The 23,256-nt window shown below is 70.4% G+C and carries 22 protein-coding genes; 6 read left to right on the forward strand and 16 right to left on the reverse strand.

Translation table 11 applies throughout. The features are described from left to right. Positions 1-21 precede the first annotated feature (21 nt). Together ACFVT5_RS33880 and ACFVT5_RS33885 are read right to left on the reverse strand one after the other, a co-directional pair. Positions 22-1,410, reverse strand: coding sequence for a replication-associated recombination protein A (locus tag ACFVT5_RS33880; RefSeq protein ID WP_389896010.1), 1,389 nt, complete (start codon positions 1,408-1,410; stop codon positions 22-24). Between the two features lie 91 nt (positions 1,411-1,501). Continuing rightward, on the reverse strand, positions 1,502-2,146 hold the full coding sequence (locus tag ACFVT5_RS33885; protein WP_389896013.1) for a vitamin K epoxide reductase family protein: 645 nt from the start codon (positions 2,144-2,146) through the stop codon (positions 1,502-1,504). Positions 2,147-2,299: 153 nt separating this feature from the next. On the opposite strand from ACFVT5_RS33885, the gene ACFVT5_RS33890 reads away from it, so the two are divergent. The 4 genes from ACFVT5_RS33890 to ACFVT5_RS33905 are packed head-to-tail and all read left to right on the forward strand — an operon-like array spanning position 2,300 to position 6,085. Further along, complete coding sequence (locus ACFVT5_RS33890) at positions 2,300-3,277, forward strand: ABC transporter ATP-binding protein (protein WP_389896015.1); 978 nt, start codon at positions 2,300-2,302, stop codon at positions 3,275-3,277. Then, positions 3,274-4,122, forward strand: a complete 849-nt coding sequence (locus tag ACFVT5_RS33895; protein ID WP_389896017.1) for an ABC transporter permease — start codon at positions 3,274-3,276, stop codon at positions 4,120-4,122. The genes ACFVT5_RS33890 and ACFVT5_RS33895 overlap by 4 nt, the downstream gene beginning before the upstream one ends. Next, positions 4,080-5,468: a sensor histidine kinase gene (locus ACFVT5_RS33900; protein ID WP_389896020.1), complete on the forward strand. Its 1,389-nt coding sequence runs from the start codon at positions 4,080-4,082 to the stop codon at positions 5,466-5,468. The genes ACFVT5_RS33895 and ACFVT5_RS33900 overlap by 43 nt, the downstream gene beginning before the upstream one ends. Further along, positions 5,465-6,085 (forward strand): response regulator, encoded by a 621-nt coding sequence (locus ACFVT5_RS33905; protein WP_389896023.1) that lies wholly within the window; start codon positions 5,465-5,467, stop codon positions 6,083-6,085. The genes ACFVT5_RS33900 and ACFVT5_RS33905 overlap by 4 nt, the downstream gene beginning before the upstream one ends. A 63-nt stretch (positions 6,086-6,148) precedes the next feature. Here ACFVT5_RS33905 and hisS read toward each other — a convergent pair whose 3' ends face one another. Both hisS and ACFVT5_RS33915 read right to left on the reverse strand, forming a co-directional pair. After that, positions 6,149-7,411, reverse strand: coding sequence for a histidine--tRNA ligase (hisS, locus tag ACFVT5_RS33910; RefSeq protein ID WP_389896025.1), 1,263 nt, complete (start codon positions 7,409-7,411; stop codon positions 6,149-6,151). Between the two features lie 11 nt (positions 7,412-7,422). After that, a complete protein-coding gene (locus ACFVT5_RS33915; protein ID WP_389896028.1) occupies positions 7,423-8,133 on the reverse strand; it encodes an MBL fold metallo-hydrolase in 711 nt (236 codons plus the stop codon). Positions 8,134-8,267: 134 nt separating this feature from the next. Here ACFVT5_RS33915 and ACFVT5_RS33920 point away from each other — a divergent pair, with 134 nt between their 5' ends. Both ACFVT5_RS33920 and ACFVT5_RS33925 read left to right on the forward strand, forming a co-directional pair. Next, positions 8,268-9,101, forward strand: a complete 834-nt coding sequence (locus tag ACFVT5_RS33920) for a peptidylprolyl isomerase (protein WP_389896029.1) — start codon at positions 8,268-8,270, stop codon at positions 9,099-9,101. Between the two features lie 135 nt (positions 9,102-9,236). After that, the gene (locus tag ACFVT5_RS33925; RefSeq protein ID WP_389896032.1) at positions 9,237-10,466 is read left to right on the forward strand and encodes a DUF349 domain-containing protein; all 1,230 of its coding nucleotides are present in this window, start codon (positions 9,237-9,239) and stop codon (positions 10,464-10,466) included. Positions 10,467-10,588: 122 nt separating this feature from the next. On the opposite strand, the gene ACFVT5_RS33930 is transcribed toward ACFVT5_RS33925, so the two are convergent. From ACFVT5_RS33930 to ACFVT5_RS33985, 12 genes are all read right to left on the reverse strand, one after another. Beyond that, entirely contained in the window at positions 10,589-13,216 is a 2,628-nt protein-coding gene (locus ACFVT5_RS33930) for a RelA/SpoT family protein (protein ID WP_389896034.1), read from the reverse strand. 196 nt (positions 13,217-13,412) lie between these two features. After that, the gene (locus ACFVT5_RS33935) at positions 13,413-13,952 is read right to left on the reverse strand and encodes an adenine phosphoribosyltransferase (protein WP_389896036.1); all 540 of its coding nucleotides are present in this window, start codon (positions 13,950-13,952) and stop codon (positions 13,413-13,415) included. Beyond that, the gene (gene secF, locus ACFVT5_RS33940) at positions 13,949-15,097 is read right to left on the reverse strand and encodes a protein translocase subunit SecF (protein WP_389896039.1); all 1,149 of its coding nucleotides are present in this window, start codon (positions 15,095-15,097) and stop codon (positions 13,949-13,951) included. Before secF ends, ACFVT5_RS33935 begins: the two co-directional genes overlap by 4 nt. Before the next feature lies 1 nt (position 15,098). Next, positions 15,099-16,853, reverse strand: a complete 1,755-nt coding sequence (gene secD / locus ACFVT5_RS33945; RefSeq protein ID WP_389896042.1) for a protein translocase subunit SecD — start codon at positions 16,851-16,853, stop codon at positions 15,099-15,101. A 138-nt stretch (positions 16,854-16,991) separates the two neighbouring features. Next, positions 16,992-17,564 carry a preprotein translocase subunit YajC gene (gene yajC / locus ACFVT5_RS33950; protein ID WP_389896045.1) on the reverse strand — a complete coding sequence of 191 codons (573 nt, stop codon included), beginning with the start codon at positions 17,562-17,564 and terminating at the stop codon, positions 16,992-16,994. 166 nt (positions 17,565-17,730) lie between these two features. Next, positions 17,731-18,813 carry a Holliday junction branch migration DNA helicase RuvB gene (gene ruvB, locus ACFVT5_RS33955; protein ID WP_389896048.1) on the reverse strand — a complete coding sequence of 361 codons (1,083 nt, stop codon included), beginning with the start codon at positions 18,811-18,813 and terminating at the stop codon, positions 17,731-17,733. Between the two features lie 120 nt (positions 18,814-18,933). Then, complete coding sequence (gene ruvA, locus ACFVT5_RS33960; RefSeq protein ID WP_389896051.1) at positions 18,934-19,542, reverse strand: Holliday junction branch migration protein RuvA; 609 nt, start codon at positions 19,540-19,542, stop codon at positions 18,934-18,936. Beyond that, the gene (gene ruvC, locus ACFVT5_RS33965) at positions 19,539-20,084 is read right to left on the reverse strand and encodes a crossover junction endodeoxyribonuclease RuvC (RefSeq protein WP_389896054.1); all 546 of its coding nucleotides are present in this window, start codon (positions 20,082-20,084) and stop codon (positions 19,539-19,541) included. Before ruvC ends, ruvA begins: the two co-directional genes overlap by 4 nt. Before the next feature lie 119 nt (positions 20,085-20,203). Beyond that, the gene (locus tag ACFVT5_RS33970; RefSeq protein WP_389896057.1) at positions 20,204-20,956 is read right to left on the reverse strand and encodes a YebC/PmpR family DNA-binding transcriptional regulator; all 753 of its coding nucleotides are present in this window, start codon (positions 20,954-20,956) and stop codon (positions 20,204-20,206) included. A gap of 49 nt (positions 20,957-21,005) precedes the next feature. Further along, positions 21,006-21,614 carry a pyridoxal 5'-phosphate synthase glutaminase subunit PdxT gene (pdxT, locus tag ACFVT5_RS33975; RefSeq protein ID WP_389896059.1) on the reverse strand — a complete coding sequence of 203 codons (609 nt, stop codon included), beginning with the start codon at positions 21,612-21,614 and terminating at the stop codon, positions 21,006-21,008. Between the two features lie 7 nt (positions 21,615-21,621). After that, on the reverse strand, positions 21,622-22,545 hold the full coding sequence (gene pdxS, locus ACFVT5_RS33980) for a pyridoxal 5'-phosphate synthase lyase subunit PdxS (protein ID WP_389896062.1): 924 nt from the start codon (positions 22,543-22,545) through the stop codon (positions 21,622-21,624). A 164-nt stretch (positions 22,546-22,709) separates the two neighbouring features. After that, on the reverse strand, positions 22,710-23,255 hold the full coding sequence (locus ACFVT5_RS33985; RefSeq protein ID WP_389896065.1) for a hypothetical protein: 546 nt from the start codon (positions 23,253-23,255) through the stop codon (positions 22,710-22,712). Position 23,256: the final 1 nt, after the last annotated feature.

Consider the following 23,256-nt stretch of genomic DNA (forward strand, 5'->3'; position numbering starts at 1 on the left):
GTGCTGGGGACCGGGTGCCCGTCATTCGTCCGTCGTCCCCGACTGGTCGCCCTTGAGGGGCTGCTCACCCTTGAGGCGGTCACGGACCCGCTCGACCACATCCGCGTACCGTGCCTCAGCGCCGTACCGCGTGGGCCGGTAGTAGCGCTTGCCGTCGACGGCCTCGGGGGCGTACCGCTGGGCCGCGATGCCGCCCGGGACGTCGTGCGGGTACACATAGCCCTGGGCGTGGCCGAGTTTGGCCGCGCCTTTGTAGTGGCCGTCGCGCAGATGGGGCGGTACGGGTCCGGCGAGGCCCTTGCGGACGTCTTCCATGGCGGCGCCGATGGCGAGGGTCGCGGCGTTGGACTTCGGGGCGAGGGCGAGCGCGATCGTCGCGTGGCTGAGGGTGAGTGCCGCTTCAGGGAAGCCGATGAGGGCGACGGCCTGGGCGGCGGCGACCGCGGTGGGCAGGGCGGTGGGGTCGGCGAGGCCGATGTCCTCGCTGGCGGAGATCATCAGGCGCCGGGCGATGAACCGGGGGTCCTCGCCGGCCTCGATCATGCGGGCCAGGTAGTGCAGGGCCGCGTCGACGTCGGAGCCCCGGATGGACTTGATGAGGGCGCTCGCCACGTCGTAGTGCTGGTCGCCGTCCCGGTCGTACTTCACGGCGGCCCGGTCGACGGACTCCTCCAGGGTCTGGAGGGTGATCTCGGGCTCGCCCTTGGCGAGTGCGGCTCCGGCGCCGGCCTCCAGGGCGGTGAGGGCGCGCCGGGCATCGCCACCGGCGATGCGCAGGAGGTGGGCCTCGGCGTCGGCGGCGAGTGCGACGGCGTCACCGAGACCGCGCTCGTCGGAGAGGGCGCGGTGGAGCAGTCCGCGCAGATCGTCGTCGGTGAGCGGTTCGAGGGTGAGCAGGAGGGAGCGGGACAGGAGCGGGGAGATCACCGAGAAGTACGGGTTCTCGGTGGTCGCGGCGATGAGGGTGACCCAGCGGTTCTCGACGGCGGGCAGCAGGGAGTCCTGCTGGGCCTTGCTGAAGCGGTGGATCTCGTCGAGGAAGAGGACCGTCTCCTTGCCGTACCCACCCGTGGCGCGGCGGGCGCCCTCGATGACGGCGCGGACCTCCTTGACGCCCGCGGTGATCGCGGACAGCTCCACGAAGCGCTTGTGGGTGGCCTTGGAGACGACATAGGCGAGGGTCGTCTTGCCGGTGCCGGGCGGGCCCCAGAGGATCACCGACGAGGGTCCGGCGGGGCCGCCGCCGCCTTCGCCGACGAGACGGCGCAGGGGGGCTCCGGGCTTGAGCAGATGCTGCTGGCCGACGACCTCGTCGAGGACACGGGGGCGCATACGCACGGCCAGGGGGCTGCTCGCCGGGTCCTTCTCCTGGCGTTCTTCGGCTGCGGCGGTGAACAGATCGGGCTCCACGTCCTGAACCCTATGTCACCCCACTGACAGTCCGGCCGGGCCCCGGATTCGGGGCCCGGCCGGGGCGTTCCACGCGCGTGGGGCGGTCGGCTCAGCTGGTCCAGAAGTCCCACCAACGCGTGAGGATCAGCATCCCGATGATCCCGACGTGCAGGACGGGCAGAACCCAGGTGAACTCGCCGAAGAAGCTGCGCAGCCAGCGGGGTGCCGGGATGAATCCGTTGCGGACGTTGAAGGAGGTCACGTACCAGAACATGACGATCGTGGCGACCCACGCCAGGGAGCACCACAGGCACAGGGAGCTGATGCGGTACAGCGACTGGTACTGGAGCCAGGTGCAGAACCCGACGCCGAACAGGGTGCCCGCGTTCAGCGTCAGCCAGTACCAGCGCGGGAAGCGGGCCCGCCCCAGCAGACTCATGCCGACACAGATCACCATGCCGTAGGCGACCAGACCCAGCATCGGGTTCGGGAACCCGAACGCCGACGCCTGCTCACTCTTCATGATGTTCCCGCACGACACCACCGGGTTCAGACTGCACCCCGGCGTGAAGTTCGGATCCTCAAGCAACTTGAACTTGTCCAGCGTGATCACCCAGGCCGCGAGCAGCCCCGCCGCCCCCGAGATCACCAGAAGCAGCGCCAACGCACGACTCCCACCCACCGCACCGGACGGGGTGTCCGGTCCGTCGGAGGTGGAGGAGACGTTGTTGCCTGCGGTCGTCGTCTTGGTCATCACGCCGTTCCGTCATTCGAGTGGGGGGCCGGGGCACGGTCATTGTGCCGTACCCGGTCGGGTGTCCACCGTTCGATGGACATAAGAAGGTACGACCGGAGGTCCCGGAACCCCGGGTTCGGCGGGAGGCTCCTGGACATGACGGAAAGCGCCATGAGAAGCGCCACGGAACGCGCCGCTGGGCGCGCCGAGCAGCGCGCCACAGGGACCGCGACGGACCTCGCGGTGGACGTACGGGGACTGATCAAACGCTATGGCGAGGTGACCGCCGTGGACGGCGTCGACCTCGCGATCCGGAAGGGGGAGGTGTTCGGCATCCTCGGCCCGAACGGCGCGGGCAAGAGCACCACCGTCGAGATCCTTCAGGGCAACCGCACCCGCGACGGGGGGCAGGTGCGTGTGCTCGGGAGTGATCCGGGGACGGCGGGCCGGGGGTGGCGCTCGCGGGTGGGCGTCGTCTGGCAGGACGAGTCGGCGCCCGCGGAACTGACCGTCCGCGAGACCGTGCGCCACTTCGCCCGCTACTACCCACGGCCGCGCGACCCGGAGGAGGTCATCGCGCTGGTGGGTCTGGAGGCGAAGGCGGGCAGCCGTGTCAAGGCGCTCTCGGGCGGCCAGCGGCGCCGGCTCGATGTGGCGCTCGGGGTGATCGGCGGGCCCGATCTGCTGCTGCTCGACGAGCCGACGACCGGGTTCGACCCGGCGGCCCGCCGGCAGTTCTGGGAGCTGATCCGGCGGCTCGCTGACGAGGGCACCACCATTGTCCTGACCACGCACTACCTGGAGGAGGCGGAGACGCTCGCCGACCGGCTCGCGGTGATCGCGAAGGGCCGGGTCGTCGCCGAGGGCGAGCCGGCCGAGTTGCGCCGGCGGTACGGGTCGGATGCCACCGTGCAGTGGCAGGCGGACGACGGCTCACCGCGTGCCGAGCGGACCACGACGCCGACCCGGACGGTGGCGGAGCTGGCGCGCCGGTTCGACGGGGAGATCCCGGGGCTGCGGGTGAGCCGTCCCACGCTGGAGGACGTGTATCTGCGGCTCACGGGACAGGACGGGGACGCCGGGGCGCTGAGCGGACAGGTCACGGACGGGGGCGCGGCGGCGCCGACGGGACAGGAGGCGCGGTCATGAGCACGACCGCCATGGACACGGCGGCCGGTACCGGCCGTACGGAGCGGCTGCCGAGTGCCTGGAGCCTCGGTCTGGTGCGCGGCGCGTTGGAGGTGAAGCAGTTCTTCCGGCTGCGGGAACAGGTGGTGTTCACGTTCGCGTTCCCGATCGTGTTCCTGTTCCTGTTCGCGTCGATCTTCGCCGACAGCATGGAGAACACGGGCTCCACGGCGTCCCAGCACTATGTGGCGTCGATGATCGCCTCGGGCATCATGGCGACGAGTTTCCAGTCGCTCGGCATCTCGATCGCGGTGGAGCGTGACGAGAAGGTGCTGCGCAGACTCCGGGGTACGCCGATGCCACCGGCCGCGTACTTCCTGGGCAAGATCTGGCTGGTCCTGGTGACCGGGGTCCTGGAGACGGCGCTGCTGCTGCTGTTCGGTACGACCGTGTACGACCTGGAGCTGCCGTCGACCGCGGACAAGTGGCTGACCTTCGGCTGGATCTTCGTCCTGGGTCTTACCGCGTGCGCGCTGCTCGGTATCGCGGTGAGCAGTGTGGCCAAGTCGGCGAAGAGCGCGAACTCCGTCGTCGTCCTGCCGTTCCTGGTGCTCCAGTTCATCTCGGGCGTCTACATCCTGGTGGACACCCTCCCGCACTGGATGCTGGGGATCGGGGCGCTGTTCCCGCTGAAGTGGATGGTCCAGGGGCTGCGCGGGGTGTTCCTGCCCGAGACCGCCGCCGTCCTGGAACCGGCGGGCAGTTGGGAGTTCGGCCATATCGCTCTGGTGCTCGGCGCCTGGTGCGTCGGAGGATTGCTGCTGTGTCTACTGACCTTCCGCTGGAAGAACCGGGGCGAGAGCTGACGTCCGAGGACCGGGAGAGGAAGAGGTACGGCTACGGGGACCCGGCACCGACATGCGCCGGGGCCCCGGCCGCTCCCCCGGCCCCCGACGCGTACGGGCTGCGTCTGCGGCCCTGGGACGCCTACTTCGCCGTCGTCTGGCTCGCCACGGTGGTGTTCACGCTGAGCGCGCCCCAGCCGGATCTTCCGGTCCGGCTGGCCGCGTTGGGCTTCTTCGCCCTCCTTGTGCCCTGGTACCTGGTGGCCGGGCGGCGCACGCTCGGCATGCCGGACAGCGACCCGCGGCGCCCGGAGCGCGCGGTGCGGTACATCGTCGGGGCGGTGGTCCCGTTCGTGATCGCGGCGGCGTTGGTCGGCGAGACCCGGCTCGCGACCTTCGCGCTCGGCCCGCAGTGCTTCATGTTGCTGACGCTCCGTCAGGGACTGATGGCCGTGACCGTCATCAATGTGGTGCCGGTGACGGGCTGGGCGCTGCTGTGGCGCCCGCCGTGGGAGTCCGTCTTCTTCAACTCGCTCTTCGCGCTGGTCGCGCTCACCTTCTCGGCGGTGATGGGTGCCTGGGTGATCCGGATCATCGACCAGAGCATCCATCGCGCCGATCTCATCGCCGAGTTGGCGGCGAGCCGGGAGGAGATCGTGCGGCTCTCGGCGGTGCAGGGGGCGTTGGCGGAGCGGGAGCGGATGTCCCGGGAGATCCATGACACGCTCGCGCAGGGGTTCACCAGCCTGCTGATGCTGGTGCAGGCCGTCGAGGCGGAGCTGGACCACGACGTACCGCAGGCCCGCCGCCATCTGGGGCTGATGGCCGAGACGGCGCGGCAGAACCTCGCCGAGGCCCGTGCGCTGGTCGCCGGCCGGGCCCCCGCCGACCTGGACGAGGGCTCCCTGCCGGACGCGCTGCGCCGCCTCGCCGCCCGGCACGAGGCCCCGGCCCGGGTCGAGGTGACCGGCCGGGCACGTCCCGTACCGGCCGGACTTGAGGTGGTGGCGCTGCGGTCCTGTCAGGAGGCGCTGGCCAATGTGCGCAAGCACGCGGGCGCCGGCGCCGCCGTGACCCTGACCCTGGACTACGCGGACGACGCCCTCACCGTCGGCGTACGCGACACCGGTTGCGGCTTCGTACCCGCCGAGGGCGGCGGCGACCACGACACCGGGGACGACGACGGCACCGAAGTGGCCGCCACGCGCGCGGGATACGGTCTGCGGGGGCTGCGGGCCCGCGCCGTCGAGGTCGGCGGCCGGGCCGATGTGTTCAGCGTGGTGGGTGAGGGCACCACCGTGATCGTCCGGCTCCCGGTTCCCGTGACATCCGCGCCGGAGCCCGCACCGGAAGGGAGCGCGCCATGATCCGTGTCGTCCTGGCCGACGACCACCCCGTCGTCCGTGAGGGGCTGCGCGCCATGCTGAGCGCCGAGCCCGATCTCGATGTCGTCGGGGAGGCGTCGAACGGGCCGCGCGCCGAGGCGCTCGCGGCCGAACTGCGGCCGGACATCGTCCTGATGGATCTGCGGATGCCCGGCGGTGACGGCGTCGACGCGATCGTACGGATGTCGGAGGCCGGGCTGCCGTGCCGGGTGATCGTCCTGACGACGTACGAGTCGGACCGGGACATCCTGCGGGCGGTGGAGGCCGGGGCCGCGGGCTATCTGCTCAAGGACATGGCCCGCGGTGAACTCGCCGACGCGGTACGGGCCGCGGCGCGCGGTGAGACCGTTCTCGCGCCGTCGGTCGCGGCCCGCCTCGTGGACCAGCTCCGCACCAGACCGCAGCGGCCCCGGCTCTCGGGGCGTGAGACGGCCGTGCTCCAACTCGTCGCCGAGGGTTGCACCAACGCGGAGATCGGGCGCCGGCTGCACATCGGCGAGTCGACGGTGAAGACGCATCTGCTGCGCGCCTTCGGCAAGTTGGGCGTGGACGACCGGACGGCGGCCGTGACCAGCGCCATGCGCCACGGTCTGCTCTGACCGGACCCACGTACGCGAAGGGCCGGGCGGCACGCGCCGCCCAGCTCTCGCAGAAAACGCCGTTCAGGCAAGCAGTGAGCGCAGCTTGTCCACGACCGCGTCCAGCGCGACCGCTTCCTGCTCCCCGGACTCCATGTCCTTGAGCTGGACGACGCCCTCGGCGAGATCCCGCTCACCGGCCACGACGGTGTACCGCGCGCCGCTGCGGTTGGCGCTCTTCATCGCCGACTTCAGCCCGCGGCCCCCGTACGAGAAGTCGGCGGCGACCCCGGCCCGGCGCAGCTCCGTCACCGTGGCGAACAGGACCCGGCGGGCCTCCTCCCCGAGCGGTACCGCGAACACGCTGGTCGCGGCGGGGAGTTCGAGCGTGATGCCCTCGGCCTCCAGGGCGAGGACCGTGCGGTCCACGCCGAGCGCCCAGCCGACGGACGGCAGCGAGGGGCCGCCGATCATCTCGGACAGACCGTCGTACCGCCCGCCGCCGCCCACCGCGGACTGGGCGCCCAGTCCGTCGTGGACGAACTCGAACGTCGTGCGCGTGTAGTAGTCGAGCCCGCGGACCAGCCGCGGATCGTCCTCGTACGCGACACCGGCGGCCGTGATGAGCGCGCGGACCTCGTCGTGGTAGGCGCGGCACGCGTCGCACAAATAGTCCCGAAGGAGCGGTACGCCCACGAGCTGCTTCTGGACGTCGTCGCGCTTGTCGTCCAGGACCCGCAGCGGGTTGATCTCGATCCGGCGCCGGGTGTCCTCGTCCAGGTCGAGTCCGCGCAGGAACTCCTGGAGCGCGGCGCGGTAGACCGGGCGGCACTCCTGGTCGCCGAGCGAGTTCAGCAGGATGCGGAAGTTCCTGAGGCCAAGCGAGCGGTACGCCTGGTCCGCCAGGATGATCAGCTCGGCGTCGAGTGCGGGGTCCTCGGCACCGATCGCCTCGGCACCGACCTGCGAGAAGTGGCGGTAACGGCCCTTCTGCGGGCGCTCGTACCGGTAGTAGGAGCCCGAGTACCAGAGCTTGACGGGCAGGTTGCCGATCTTGTGGAGGTTGGCCTCCAGTGCCGCGCGCAGGACGGACGCGGTGCCCTCGGGGCGCAGCGCGAGTTCGTCGCCGCCCTTGGTGGTGAGGGTGTACATCTCCTTGGTCACGATGTCGGTGGACTCACCGACACCGCGCGCGAACAGTTCGACGTTCTCGAAGCCGGGTGTCTCGATGTAGCCGTATCCCGAGTTCCGCAGGGGCGCCGCGATGGCGTCGCGGACCGCGAGGAAGGCGGCGCTCTGCGGCGGGATCAGGTCGTACGTGCCCTTGGGGGCCTTGAAGGTGCTCACGGAAGGTCTCGTCACATTCCTCGTCGAGGAGCCGGGTCGCCGGCTCCCTGGCCGGCCGCCACCTGCCGCAGATACGGGTTGGCGGCGCGCTCACGGCCGATGGTCGTGTGGTCGTTGTGACCGGGCAGCACCACGGTCGAGTCGTCGAGCGGCAGGCACACACGGGCCAGCGACGCGACCATCTCGTCCATGTCACCACCGGGGAGGTCGGTGCGTCCGATGGAGCCGGCGAACAGCAGGTCGCCCGAGAAGAAGACGGACGGCACGTCCGTGGACTCGGGCATCCGGAAGGTCACCGACCCCTTGGTATGGCCGGGCGCGTGCGCGACGGAGAAGTCGAGGCCCGCGAGCTTCAGCGCGGCGCCGTCGGACAGCTCCCGCACGTCGTCGGGCTCCCCCACGGTCAGCTCGCCCATCAGCGGCATCCCGATGGAGCGGCCGAGTGCCTTCTCGGGATCGCTCATCATGAACCGGTCCCTGGGGTGGATCCAGGCCGGGACGTCATGCGCTCCGCAGACCGGGACGACCGAGGCGACATGGTCGATATGGCCATGGGTGAGGAGGACGGCGACGGGCTTGAGCCGATGTTTGGCGAGTGCGTCCTCGACTCCCTGGGCGGCCTGATGGCCCGGGTCGATGATCACGCACTCCTCGCCTGCGGCGGGGGCGACCAGATAGCAGTTGGTGCCCCAGGCCCCGGCGGGAAACCCGGCAATGAGCACGATCGTCCTTCGGTTCTCGGAGAGGGTGCGGCGGATCAGAGCCTACCGGCGCTGCCGATTACACAGCGAACCCATATACGGTACGGGACACCAGCAGGCGGTCAGGCTTTCGAGACGTACGAGGAGACAACCCGGTGGTCAGCCAGGATCAGCGGCGGCGGCAGCTCGCCCGGGAGAAGTTCTTGCGGCAGCAGCAGCGGCGCGAGGGCGCGCGACGCAGGGCGCACACCCGTAACGCGGTGATCGGAGCGGCCCTGGCCGTGGTCGTCGCGGGCGGTGCGGCTTCGTATGCCGCGGGAGCGTTCGACGCCGACAAGAAGAAGGACACCGCGGGCTCCGAGCCCAGCGCGAGTCCGACGACCAAAGCTCCGGACCCGTGCGAGAAGGCGGCACCGGGCGAGGTGAAGAAGCTCAGCTACAAGAAGGAGCCGGCGCTCACCGTCGACAAGTCGGCCTCGTACACGATGAAGCTGGGGACGACGTGCGGTGACATCGACATCGCGCTGAACGCGAAGGACGCGCCCCGGACGGTGAACTCGTTCGACTTCCTGCTCGGCAAGGGGTACTTGGACCACACGAAGTGCCACCGGCTCACCACGGCGGGCATCTTCGTGCTCCAGTGCGGTGACCCCGAGGGCAGCGGCATGGGCGGGCCCGGCTACACGATTCCCGACGAGAACCTGAAGGACTCGCGTCTGAAGGGCAATGTGTACCCGGCGGGCACGGTCGCGATGGCCAACCAGTACAACGGCCAGACGAAGGAGGGCCGCGACACCGGTGGCAGCCAGTTCTTCCTCGTCTACCAGGACAGTCAGCTCCCGCCCGACTACACACCGTTCGGGACCATTTCCGATTCGGGTATGAAGGTCCTGAAGAAGATCGCGGACGCCGGTGAGAACACCGGCCAGGGCGACGGTGGCCCGAACGCGACGGTGGTCATCGACAAGGCGACCGTCACGAAATCCTGACCGGTCACCGCTCAATTTCGGTCGCGCGGGATGCGGACAGCCGCCCCGCCGGTCGCCTAGATTGGCCGTGACGAAACTGTGGACGATGCCCGGGGGCCGCGGAGGTCCCCGCGGGCATCATGTGGAGGAGGCGCTGTGAGCAGCGACCCGTGGGGCCGCGTCGACGAGACGGGGACCGTGTACGTGCGTACGGCCGACGGCGAGCAGGTCGTCGGTTCCTGGCAGGCCGGTTCTCCCGACGAGGCACTGGCCTACTTCGAGCGCAAGTACGAGGGCCTGGTCGTGGAGATCGGCCTCCTCGAACGTCGGGTGAAGACCACCGATCTGTCCGCCAAGGACGCCCAGACGGCGATCGACCATCTGCGTCAGCAGGTCGACGAGCACCACGCCGTGGGTGACCTCGCGGCGCTGCGGGCCCGCCTCGACAAGCTCGTGGAGTCGGTCGAGGCGCGCCGCGAGGAGCGCAAGGCGCAGAAGGCTAAGCAGTCCGACGAGGCACGGCACGCGAAGGACGCCCTGGTCGTCGAGGCCGAGGAGCTGGCCCAGAGCGAGCAGTGGCGGGCGGCCGGTGAGCGGCTGCGGTCCCTGGTGGACACCTGGAAGGGGCTGCCGCGCCTGGACCGCAAGTCGGACGACGAGCTGTGGCACCGGTTCTCGCACGCGCGCTCGGCGTTCTCGAAGCGGCGCAAGGCGCACTTCGCGTCGCTGGACGCGCAGCGCGAGGACGCCCGGAAGGCCAAGGAGAAGCTGGTCGCCGAGGCCGAGGCGCTCTCCGGATCGACGGACTGGGGTCCGACGGCGGCGCGCTATCGCGAGCTGATGTCGGACTGGAAGGCCGCCGGGCGCGCGCAGCGGGAGCACGAGGACGATCTGTGGAACCGCTTCCGCGGCGCCCAGGACGTGTTCTTCGCGGCCCGCAGCTCGGTGTTCGCGGAGCGTGACGCCGAGCAGTCGGAGAATCTGAAGCTCAAGGAGGAGCTGGCCGAGGAGGCCGAGAAGCTCGTCCCGGTCTCCGATCTCAAGGCGGCGCGTGCCGCGTTCCGTTCGATCAACGAGCGGTGGGAGGCGATCGGTCATGTGCCGCGCGACTCCCGCCCGAAGGTCGAGGGCCGGATGCACGCCGTGGAGCGGGCGCTCCAGGAGTCCGAGGAGACCGAGTGGCGCCGGACGAACCCGGAGGCACGGGCGCGTGCCGAGGGTCTGACCGGTCAGCTCCAGGCCGCCGTGGACAAGCTGAGCGGGCAGATCGAGACGGCCCGCGCCCAGGGGAACAACGCCAGGGCCGACAAGCTCCAGAAGGAGCTGGAGGGCCGCCAGGCCCTGCTGGACCAGGCGCTGAAGGGCCTCCAGGAGTTCGGCGGCTGACGCGCCGGTTTCCTGAGACTCATGAGGGTGGCCCCGGCGCGATACGCGCCGGGGCCACCCTCATGACACGGGACTCGGGCGCCCGTCAGGCCGGGTACGACGTGCGGGTCAGGGCCTGCGGGTCAGGGCCTGCGGGCCGACGTCACCCGGTACACGTCGTACACGCCCTCCACGCCCCTGACCGCCTTCAGGACGTGTCCCAGATGCTTGGGGTCGCCCATCTCGAAGGTGAAGCGGGACGTGGCGACGCGGTCACGGGACGTCTGGACGGCCGCGGACAGGATGTTGACGTGCTGGTCCGACAGGACGCGCGTGACGTCCGACAGGAGCCGGGAGCGGTCCAGCGCCTCGACCTGGATGGCGACCAGGAAGACCGACGACTGCGTCGGCGCCCACTCGACGTCCAGGATCCGCTCGGGCTGCTTGGACAGCGACTCGACGTTGACGCAGTCCGCCCGGTGCACCGAGACGCCGCTGCCCCGGGTGACGAACCCGATGATCGGGTCGCCCGGCACCGGCGTACAGCAGCGGGCCAGCTTGACCCACACGTCGTCGACGCCCTTGACGACGACGCCCGGGTCGGCGTTGGAACGGCGCTTGCGGCCGTGCCCGCGCGCGGGAGGTGCGCTTTCGGCGATGTCCTCGTTGGCCGCCTCTTCGCCGCCGAGGGCCTGGACGAGCTTCTGTACGACGTTCTGCGCGGCGACATGACCCTCGCCGATCGCCGCGTACAGGGACGAGATGTCCGGGTAGCGCATCTCGTGCGCCAGGGTGACCAGGGAGTCGCCGGTGAGGATGCGCTGGATCGGCAGGTTCTGCTTGCGCATCGCCCGTGCGATGGCGTCCTTGCCCTGCTCGATGGCCTCGTCGCGGCGCTCCTTGGAGAACCAGGCGCGGATCTTGTTGCGGGCGCGCGGTGACTTGACGAAGCCGAGCCAGTCACGTGAGGGTCCGGCGCCGGGTGCCTTGGAGGTGAAGACCTCCACCAGATCGCCGTTGTCCAAAGTCGATTCGAGGGGGACCAGGCGTCCGTTGACGCGGGCGCCTATGGTGCGGTGGCCCACCTCGGTGTGCACGGCGTACGCGAAGTCGACGGGCGTCGCGCCGGCCGGCAGCGCTATCACGTCGCCCTTGGGGGTGAAGACGAAGACCTCGTTGCGCGAGAGGTCGAAGCGCAGGGACTCCAGGAACTCGGAGGGGTCCTCGGTCTCCTTCTGCCAGTCGAGGAGCTGCCGCAGCCACGCCATGTCGTTGACGGCGGCGCTGTCCTTGCCGGACTTGCCCGCCGAGCCGCGGGGCGCGTCGGTACGCACCTTGGAGGCCCCGGCGACCGCTTCCTGCTTGTACTTCCAGTGCGCGGCGATGCCGTACTCGGCGCGGCGGTGCATGTCGAAGGTGCGGATCTGGAGTTCGACGGGCTTGCCGTTGGGCCCGATCACCGTGGTGTGCAGCGACTGGTACATGTTGAACTTGGGCATCGCGATGTAGTCCTTGAAGCGCCCCGGAACGGGGTTCCAGCGCGCGTGGACGGTGCCCAGGGCCGCGTAGCAGTCGCGGACGGTGTCGACCAGGACGCGGATGCCCACCAGGTCGTAGATCTCCGCGAAGTCACGGCCGCGGACGATCATCTTCTGGTAGACGCTGTAGTAGTGCTTCGGGCGGCCGGTGACAGTCGCCTTGATCCGGGCGGCACGCAGGTCGGCCTGGACCTCGTCGGTCACTATGGCCAGGTATTCGTCCCGCTTGGGGGCGCGCTCGGCGACGAGCCGCACGATCTCGTCGTACATCTTCGGGTAGAGGATCGCGAAGGCGAGGTCCTCCAGCTCCCACTTGATGGTGTTCATGCCCAGCCGGTGGGCCAGCGGGGCGTAGATCTCCAGGGTCTCGCGGGCCTTCTTCTCCTGCTTCTCGCGCTTGAGGTAGCGCATGGTGCGCATGTTGTGCAGGCGGTCGGCGAGCTTGATGACCAGGACGCGGGGGTCCTTCGCCATGGCAACGACCATCTTGCGCACGGTCTCGGCCTGCGCGGCCTCGCCGAACTTGACCTTGTCGAGCTTGGTGACGCCGTCCACGAGGAGCGCGACGGTGTCACCGAAATCGCGGCGCAGGGTGTCCAGGCCGTACTCGGTGTCCTCGACGGTGTCGTGCAGCAGCCCTGCCATCAGGGTCGCCGGGTCCATGCCCAGCTCGGCGAGGATGGTGGTCACGGCGAGCGGGTGCGTGATGTACGGGTCACCGCTCTTGCGCTTCTGGCCGCGGTGCCAGCGCTCGGCGACCTGATAGGCGCTCTCGATCTGCCGCAGGGTCGCCGTCTCGATCTTCGGGTCGTTGCTGCGCACTATCCGCAGCAGCGGCTCCAGGACCGGGTTGTACGGGTTGGAGCGCTGCACACCGAGACGGGCGAGCCGGGCCCGTACGCGGTTGGACGAGCCGGAGCGGGGCGTCGCCTGGCCGCTGCCGCCGGAACGGACCGGGGGCTTGGCGGGCGGGGTGGCGGGAGTGGGTGCGGGCGCCGGGGCGGCGGGAGACGGAGCGGCGGCGGGAGACGGGGCCTCGGGAGCCGGGGGCGTCGCGGCGGACGGGCGCTCGGCGGCCGGCTTCGGGCGTGACGGTTCCACCGCCTGGCCGTTCCGTGTGTGCTCCACGGACGTCCCGTGCTGCGCGTTCTCCGCGTGCTGGACGGGGGCGGTTACGGGTGCCGCTGCCTGCTGATCGGGCTTGGCGGCAACTGGCTGGGCCTCGTCTGGCAAGAGCGCTCCTCGTGCGCGATCCGGGTCCACCGGTCAGGCCCCGGAGAGCCCATGGTATCGACCTCGGGCCACCCGCTCCCCTCGGGCGGGATTCAGGGCCTCTGAGGGCCGCTTTGGCGGCCTCGTACGAGTGAAACGCGGGAGGCGGGTCCCGGATTCCTCCGGGACCCGCCTCGCGTGCGTGTGAGCGATGTGCTCAGAGGGTGATCAGGGCCTCCAGCGGAGCGCCCCCGAGTGCCGGTTCCAGTCGGGCTCGGCCGCCGAGGAAGCCCAGCTCCATCAGGACCGCGACGCCGGCCACCCCGGCACCCGCACGGCGGATCAGGGACAGCGACGCCTCGGCGGTGCCGCCGGTGGCCAGGACGTCGTCGATGACCATGACACGGTCGCCCGCCGACAGGTCCTCGGCGTGCACCTCGATCTCCGCCGAGCCGTACTCCAGGTCGTAGGACTGGCTGAGCGTCGCGCCCGGGAGCTTGCCCGCCTTGCGGACCGGGATGAAGCCGACGCCCGCGCGGACGGCGACCGGGGCGCCCAGGATGAAGCCACGGGCCTCCAGGCCCACGATCTTCGTGGCGCCCTGGCGCACGGTGAAGTCGGCCAGCGCGTCGGTCAGCGCCGTGAACGCCGCCGGGTCCGCGAGCAGCGGCGTGATGTCCTTGAACACCACGCCCGGCTCGGGATAGTCCGCGACGTCACGGATCCGGCTGAGCAGCAGGTCGCTGATCTCGGTCATCGACGCTTCCCCGACGGTCGGCCGCGACCACGGCCGCGCGAGGAGGGCTGAGCGCGCTGCGCGCGCGGGCCCACCACGGCGGGCGCCGCGTCGTCGTCGTCATCGAGACCGGCGTCCTCGGGCCCTTCCGGGTCACCGTCCTGCGGCGTCCGCACCCGCGCGCTCTCGGCGTCCCTGGCGGCTGCCGCGCGCTTGGCGAGGATCCGCTTCTTGAGGGCCTTCATCTGCGGCTCGCGCTCCTTGAAGTCGGCGACGAGCGGTGTGGCGATGAAGATCGACGAGTACGCGCCGGCCGCGAGGCCGACGAACAGCGAGAGCGAGATGTCGTTGAGCATGCCCGCGCCCAGGACACCGCCGCCGATGAACAGCAGACCGGCGACCGGGAGCAGCGCCACGACCGTGGTGTTGATGGACCGCACCAGGGTGCTGTTGATGGAGCGGTTGGCGACCTCGCTGTAGGTCCAGCGGGTCTGTTTGGTGAGGTCCTTCGTCTGTTCCTTGAGGGAGTCGAAGACGACCACCGTGTCGTACAGCGAATATCCAAGAATGGTCAGCAGACCGATCACCGTGCCCGGTGTGACCTCGAAGCCGACCAGGGCGTAGATCCCGACCGTGATGGTGATGTCGTGGATCAGGGCGATCAGCGCCGCGATGGCCATGCGCCACTCGAAGGCGATCGCCAGATAGATCACCACCAGGACCATGAACACGGCGAGGCCGGTCCATGCCTTGTTGGCGATCTGCTCACCCCAGCTGGGGCCGACCAGGTCGGCGTTGATGTCGTCCGACTTGACGCCGAGTTCCTTGGACAGCTCGGCCTTGATCTGGTCGGACGCGGCGGGGTCGACACCACTGATCTGGATACGCAGACCGCCGGTGCCCAGCTCCTGCACGATCGCGTCGTGCCCGGAGGCCGATGCCGCCGTGTGCTCGGCCTGGGAGGCCGAGACGCTGGTCTTCGGGGTGGTGAAGACGGCGCCGCCCTGGAACTCGATGCCCATGTTCAGGCCGCGCACCGCCAGGCCGACGATGGCCGTGATGGTGATGAGGATCGAGACCGCGTACCAGATCTTGCGCTTGCCGACGAAGTCGTAGCCGACCTCGCCGCGGTAGAGCCTGGCGCCCATGTGGCCGAGTCGCGACATGTCACGCCTCCTTCGGGTCGGCGGGGGCGGCTGGGGCGGCGGTACGGGTCCGGCGCAGCGGTGGTTTGGCGCCGAGCCGCCTCGGGTCGAGACCGGACCACGGGTGGCCACTGGCGAAGAACTTCTTGCGGGCGAGCAGCGTCATCAGCGGCTTCGTGAACAGGAAGACCACCACGACGTCGAGCAGCGTGGTCAGACCGAGCGTGAACGCGAAGCCCTGGACCTTGCCGACGGTGACGACGAACAGCACCGCGGCGGCGAGGAACGACACGAAGTCGGAGACCAGGATGGTGCGCCGCGCGCGCGGCCAGGCGCGCTCGACGGCTGGCCGCAGGGTGCGGCCCTCCCGGATCTCGTCCCGGATCCGTTCGAAGAACACGATGAACGAGTCCGCCGTGATACCGATCGCGACGATCGCGCCGCAGACGGCCGGGAGGTTCAGCGCGAAGCCGATCGTCGGGCCGAGGAGCGCCATCAGGACGTACGTCAGAGCCGCGGAGACCAGCAGCGAGGCGATCGCGATGAGGGAAAGACCGCGGTAGTACACCACCAGGTAGATGATGACGAGCCCGAGGCCGATGGCACCGGCGATGAGGCCCGCGTGCAGCTGCTCGCCGCCGAGGGCCGCGGTGACGGTGGTGACGCTCTGCTCCTCGAAGGACAGGGGCAGGGCGCCGTAGGACAGCATGTTGGCCAGGTCCTGCGCGGACTGCTGGTCGAAGCTGCCGGAGATCTCGGCGTTGCCGCCGGTCAGCGCCTGGTTGACGTACGGGTCGGAGACGACCTCGCGGTCCAGGACGATGGCGAACTGGTTCTGCGGGGACTGCTTCGCGGCGAGCGCGCCGGTGATCTTCGCGAACTTGTCCGAGCCCTTGCCCGTGAAGGTCATGGTGACCTTCCAGCCCGCGGCACCCTGCGTGTCGAAGACGGCCTTGGCGCCCTTGACGTCGGTGCCCTCGACCTCGGCGGGGCCGAGGATGTACTTCTGCCACTGGCCCTGCGAGTTCTTGCCGCAGGCCACGGTCGGGTCGGTGGGCTTGACGCCCTCGCCGGCCTTGGCTCGGGCCGCCGCGTCGGTGCAGTCGAGCGCGGTGAACTCCTGCTCCAGCTTGGCCGAGGCCGCTTCGGCGGCGGGGTCGCTCGACGGCGTCGCGGGCGGGCTGTCCGAGGCTCCGGGCGTCGGCGAGGCGTCGGCCTTCAGGGCGCCGGTGACGGCGCGGCCCTGGGTGGTGGCGCTGGTCGACGGGGACGCGGAGTCGGACGGCTTCCCCGACGGCGATTCGGAGGAGGTGGCCTTGTCGCCCGACGAGGAGGCGGACGGGCTGGCGGAGGGGTCCGGCGCGGGCTCGCCGGCCGCGAGGGTCAGAACGGGCCGGAAGTAGAGCTGGGCCGTGGTGCCGACCTGCTGACGGGCCTGCTTCTCGTTCGACCCCTTGGGGATGTTCACGATGATGTTGTCGGTGCCCTGGGTCTGCACCTCGGCCTCGGAGACACCGAGGCCGTTGACACGGCGCTCGATGATGCCGACCGCCGTGTTCATGTTGGTCTTGTTGACCGCGTTCTTCTGGCCCGGCTCGTTCTTCGCCTTGAGCGTGATGCTCGTACCGCCGGCGAGGTCGATGCCGAGGCGCGGGGTGTGGTGCCCCGAAAGGAACATCCCCCCGGTGAGCGCCACCATGGCGATCAGGATCAGGACCAGTGAGCGTCCCGGCCTGCTCTGAGCGCTCGCACTCCGGCCCTTCTTGGGTGCTGCCACCTTCTCGTTCTCCCTCTTCGGCCGCCTCGCGCGGGGTGGGCGCCTGCGGCCGGTCACTGGTCTGGAGATACGGCGCGAAACCCGCACGATCCGGTGACCACGGCGCAGGAGCGGGCGCGCCGCGGTCTCCGGGCGTGACTACTTCGCGTCGGACTCGCCGTCGGTCTTCTTCGGCTCCGCCTTGTCGGCGACGGGCTTGTCAGCGGTCTTGTCCGCGTCGGCCTTCTCGTCCGCGTCGGCCTCGTCGGAGGCGGTGGCCTTCTCGGCGGCGGTGGCTTCGGCGGCCTCCGCGGGGGCGTCGTCCTTCTTGTCGAAGTCGATGCGCGCGTCGTCGTCGCGGTCGGCGGCAGCGTCGGCGTGCTCGTCGCTCTCCGTGAGGGAGGAGGCGTCGTCCGGCACGAGGGTGCCGTCGACGTCGAGGTCCTCGGTGGTGCCGTGGACGAGGCGGTTGTACTCGTCGTCCTCCAGGACGGCACCGATGGCGTTCTTGGCGAAGATCAGGTGGACGCCCGGGGCCGCCTCGACGAGGACCGTTTCGTCACTGACCTCCTTGACGGTGGCGTACATGCCACCGATCGTGCGGACGCCGGATCCGGGCTGCATCTGGTCCCGCATCTGGCCGGCCTGCTGCTGCTTGCGCTTGGCGGACCGGGTCATCAGGAACATGGCCCCGATGAGCACGATGAACGGGAGGAGGGTCACGAGACTCACGGGTCGGAACTTCCTTCAAGCGACCGCGCTGCTGAGCGGCCTGATGGTCGGGGGTTGTGTACACCGTCGTGCAAGGGCGGCATCGGCGGAGTCTAAGCGAGTCCGCACGGATGGAACAACGCTCAGCATGGCACCGGGGTTCCTGACCCGGCGAGTGCCTTGGCCGTCACGCCCCGAACAGGTCCGGTTGTCCGTTTCCGCCCGGGGCCCGGGGTGGTGGGGTGAGGCCGAGGTGGGCCCAGGCCGCGGGAGTGGCGACCCGGCCACGGGGAGTGCGGGCGAGCAGGCCCTCGCGGACGAGGAACGGTTCGGCGACCTCTTCGACGGTCTCACGCTCCTCACCCACCGCGACGGCGAGGGTGGACAGGCCGACGGGTCCGCCGCCGAAGAGCTTGAGCAGGGCCTGAAGGACGCCACGGTCGAGCCGGTCGAGTCCGCGGGCGTCCACCTCGTACACGGCGAGGGCGGCGCCGGCGATGTCACGGGTGATGTCGCCGTCGGCCTTCACCTGTGCGTAGTCCCTCACGCGGCGTAGCAGGCGGTTGGCGATACGGGGGGTGCCGCGGGAGCGTCCGGCGATCTCGGCGGCGCCTTCGGTGTCGATCTCCACGTCGAGGAGGCTCGCGGAGCGGTGGACGACCCGCTCCAGCTCCACCGGCTCGTAGAACTCCATGTGGGCGGTGAAGCCGAACCGGTCGCGCAGCGGGGGTGGCAGCAGTCCCGCGCGCGTGGTGGCGCCGACCAGGGTGAAGGGGGGCAGTTCGAGGGGGATGGCGGTGGCGCCGGGGCCTTTGCCGACGATGACGTCGACGCGGAAGTCCTCCATGGCCATGTAGAGCATTTCCTCGGCGGGCCGGGACATCCGGTGGATCTCGTCCAGGAAGAGGACCTCGCCCTCCTGGAGCGAGGACAGGATGGCGGCGAGGTCGCCCGCGTGCTGGATGGCCGGGCCGCTGGTGATGCGGATCGGGGCGCCCATCTCGGCGGCGATGATCATCGAGAGGGTGGTCTTGCCGAGGCCGGGGGCGCCGGAGAGCAGGACATGGTCGGCGGTGGCCCCCCGCGCGCGGGCGGCCCGCAGGACGAGGTCGAGCTGTTCGCGGACCTTCTCCTGGCCGATGAACTCGTCCAGGTCCTTGGGCCGCAGCGCGGCCTCGACGGCCTGGTCCTCGCGGTCGGCGGACGAGCCGACGAGCCGGTCGGCGTCGGCCGTCCCGTCCGTGTCGGCGGGCGTCTCGTCCCAGTTCATCAGGTGTGCCTCGCGGGTCGGTGGGCGGTCTGTTCTGCGGTCTTACGGTGATCGGTGCGGGTCGCCGGTCAGCGGGTGCGGTGCGGGTCGCGCTCAGCGGATTCGGTTGAGGGTCGCCGGTCAGCGGGTGCGGTTGAGGGTCTGGAGTGCGGCCTTAAGGAGCTGTCCCACCTGGGGGGTGCCGTCGCTGGCCTCGGCCTGCGGGGTGACGGCGGTGACCGCTTCGTCGGCCTCGCGGGTCGCGTACCCGAGGCCGATGAGCGCGGCGTGGAGCTGGTCGCGCCAGCCGGTGGTGACGGGGACGCCGACGCCGGTGGCCGTGCCGAGGGGTTCGCCGAGGCGGTCCTTCAGCTCCAGGAGGAGTTTCTGGGCGCCCTTCTTACCGATGCCGGGGACGGCGGTGAGGGCCTTCTCGTCGGCGGTCTTGACGGCGCGGCGCAGGGCGTCGGGGCTGTGCACGGCGAGCATGGCCTGGGCGAGCCGGGGGCCGACGCCACTGGCGGTCTGGAGCAGTTCGAAGGTCCCCCGCTCGTCGTCGTCCGCGAAGCCGTAGAGGGTGAGGGAGTCCTCGCGCACCACGAGTGAGGTGGCGAGCTTCGCCGGCTGTCCCATGCGCAGGCGGGAGAGCGTGTTCGGCGCGCACTGGACGGCGATGCCGATGCCGCCCACCTCGACCACCGCGGCGTCGGGGGCGAGCGCGGTGACCTGGCCGCTGACGAACGCGATCATCGGATGACCTTCCGTACGGATGTCGGTGCCTTGCGGGCCGCCGCGTGCGCCTGCTGGAGGCGGTTGAGGGTGGGGGCGCGCCAGATGTGGCAGATGGCGAGGGCGAGGGCGTCGGCGGCGTCGGCCGGTTTCGGCGGGGCGTCGAGCCGCAGCAGCCGGGTCACCATGGCGCCGACCTGTGCCTTGTCGGCGCGACCGCTGCCGGTGACGGCGGCCTTGACCTCGCTGGGGGTGTGCAGCGCGACGGGCAGGCCGCGCCGGGACGCGCAGAGCATGGCGACGGCGCTGGCCTGGGCGGTGCCCATCACCGTCCGCACGTTGTGCTGGCTGAACACCCGCTCCACGGCGACGTATTCGGGCCGGTACTCGTCGAGCCACCGCTCGATGCCCTCTTCGACGGCGACGAGGCGGGGGCCGATGTCGGCGTCCGACGGGGTGCGGACCACACCGACGCCGAGCATCGTCAGCGGACGGCCGGGAACCCCCTCGACGACGCCGATGCCGCACCGGGTCAGACCCGGGTCCACGCCAAGGACGCGCATCCCCACCCCTCCTTCGCTCACCTGTTTGTGCAGGCTATCGGCTCGCACCGACAACGCGTGGACGGGCCGACGGGGGCGTGTCCCCTTCGGCCCGTCCAGGTACGCGACTTGAGCCCGCGTCAGGCGTCGACCTTCTCCATGATCTCGTCCGAGACGTCGAAGTTGGCGAAGACGTTCTGCACGTCGTCGCTGTCCTCCAGGGCGTCGATCAGCTTGAAGATCTTCTTGGCGCCGTCCTCGTCCAGCTCGACCTGCATGGTCGGGACGAAGTTGGCCTCGGCCGAGTCGTAGTCGATCCCGGCGGCCTGGAGGGAGGTGCGCACGGCGACCAGGTCGGACGCCTCGCTCAGCACCTCGAAGGACTCGCCCAGGTCGTTGACCTCCTCGGCGCCCGCGTCGAGCACGGCGCCCAGGACGTCGTCCTCGGCCAGCTCGCCCTTGGGGACGATCACGACGCCCTTGCGGTGGAAGAGGTACGAGACGGAGCCCGGGTCGGCCATCGAGCCGCCGTTGCGGGTCATCGCGACCCGGACGTCGGACGCGGCACGGTTGCGGTTGTCGGTGAGGCACTCGATGAGCACCGCGACCCCGTTGGGGCCGTAACCCTCGTACATGATCGTCTCGTAGTCGGCGCCGCCGGCTTCGAGTCCGCCGCCGCGCTTGATCGCGGAGTCGATGTTCTTGTTCGGGACCGACTGCTTCTTGGCCTTCTGCACGGCGTCGTACAGCGTCGGGTTGCCTTCGAGGTCGACGCCGCCCATCCGCGCGGCGACCTCGACGTTCTTGATCAGCTTCGCGAAGAGCTTGCCGCGCTTGGCATCGATCACGGCCTTCTTGTGCTTCGTCGTGGCCCATTTAGAGTGGCCGGACATCTGCCTGTCTCCTTCGCGTAACCCGTCTCTGTACGAACTCCGAGAGATCCTACAAGGATCGCGGCATCCGCTTCTCGCGCACCATGGCGACGAACAGGCCGTGCACGCGGTGGTCACCGGTCAGCTCCGGATGGAACGAGGTGGCGAGGGCGGTGCCCTGGCGTACGGCCACGATGTGCCCCTCGTGCTCGGCGAGCACCTCGACCGAGGCGCCGACCGACTCCACCCAGGGGGCGCGGATGAACACTCCCTCCACAGGATCGCCCGCGACACCGGTGACGTCGACCGCGGCCTCGAAGGACTCGTTCTGCCGTCCGAAGGCGTTGCGGCGGACGATCATGTCGATGCCGCCGATTGTCTCCTGGCCCGAGCGCGGGTCGAGGATCTTGTCGGCGAGCATGATCATGCCCGCGCAGGTCCCGTAGACGGGCATACCTTCGCGCACGCGCGCGCGTAGGGGCTCCATCAGGCCGAAGAGGACGGCCAGTTTGGAGATGGTGGTGGACTCGCCGCCGGGGATGACCAGGCCGTCGACCTCGGCGAGTTCCTCGGGCCGCCGGACCTGCCTGGCCACGGCGTCGGCCGCGGCCAGGGCGATCAGGTGTTCCCGTACGTCGCCCTGGAGGGCAAGGACACCGATGACGGGTGCGTCGGTCATGGGTGGACTACCAGCCGCGGTTGGCGTAGCGCTCCGCCTCGGGGAGGGTGTCGCAGTTGATGCCGACCATGGCCTCGCCCAGGTCGCGGGACGCGTCCGCGATGATCTTGGGGTCGTCGTAGAAGGTGGTCGCCTTCACGATCGCGGCGGCGCGCTTGGCGGGGTCACCGGACTTGAAGATGCCGGAGCCGACGAAGACGCCCTCGGCGCCGAGCTGACGCATCAGGGCGGCGTCGGCCGGGGTGGCGACACCGCCGGCGGAGAAGAGGACCACCGGCAGCTTGCCCAGCTCGGCGACCTCCTTGACCACCTCGTAGGGGGCGCGCAGGTCCTTGGCGGCGGCGTACAGCTCGTTGTTGTCGTAGCCGCGCAGCCGGGCGATCTCGTTCTTGATCTGTCGCAGATGGCGGACGGCCTCCACGACGTTGCCGGTGCCGGCCTCGCCCTTGGAGCGGATCATGGCCGCGCCCTCGGCGATACGGCGCAGGGCCTCGCCGAGGTTGGTGGCACCGCAGACGAAGGGGGTGGTGAACGCCCACTTGTCGGCGTGGTTGACCTCGTCGGCCGGGGTCAGCACCTCGGACTCGTCGATGTAGTCCACGCCGAGCGACTGGAGGACCTGGGCCTCGACGAAGTGGCCGATGCGGGACTTCGCCATCACGGGGATGGAGACCGCTTCGATGATGCCTTCGATCATGTCCGGGTCGGACATACGGGCCACGCCGCCGTCCTTGCGGATGTCCGCCGGGACCCGCTCCAGGGCCATGACGGCGACGGCACCCGCGTCCTCGGCGATCTTCGCCTGCTCCGGGGTGACGACATCCATGATCACGCCGCCCTTGAGCTGTTCCGCCATACCGCGCTTCACGCGCGCGGTGCCGGTGGCGGGGGTCTCGGTGGGCTGGTCGTTACGGGGAAGCGTGCTGGACACGGGTGACCTCACTCTGTGACGAGGGCTGCTGCACGACCGAGGAAACCTTCGCCAGGCAGTCCACTACAAGGGCCAATGAACAGCCGGTGGATCGTTTTGTCCCGCCCCACGCGCGCGTGAGGCCCAGGTCACAGTCCCCCTGCCGCGCCGACGCGGTCCGCCCGCTACGCGCCCGCGCGGTCCGCGAGGGCCACCGGCGGCTCGTCGTCCATCTCGAAGGCCATCGGGAACGGCGCGTGTCCGGCGAGCCGGAACCAGCGCACCTTGCGGTGCCGGCGCAGGGCCCGCGCGGCGCGTACCGAGTCGTTGTGGAAGCGCCGTGCCATCGGGACCCGGCGGACGGCCTGCGCCAACTCCCCCGCCGCGGCCTCGCCGCCGGGTGCCTCGCGGACCGCCTCGACCTGCTGGGCCTCGCCGAAGACGGCACGCAGCGCCTGGCTCAACTCGCTCTCGGCGACCTCGCGTTGCTCCTCCTCGGCCTGCCGGGCCGCGTGCGCCGCCTCGTACAGCACGATCGAGGCGGCCGGGTCGAGGACGCCGGAGGTGGCGAGTTCCTGGGCGACGGAGGCGCGGCGCAGCAGTTGGGCGTCGAGCGCGGCGCGGGCCGCGTCGATCCGGGCGTGCAGCCGGTCGAGCCGCCCGGCGGTCCAGCTCAGGTACAGCCCGATCGCGAACAGGACGACCGCGATCAGGATCAGAGTGGTGGTCACG

Origin of the sequence: Streptomyces sp. NPDC058001 (assembly GCF_042886315.1) — a bacterium.
Lineage (GTDB): Bacteria > Actinomycetota > Actinomycetes > Streptomycetales > Streptomycetaceae > Streptomyces.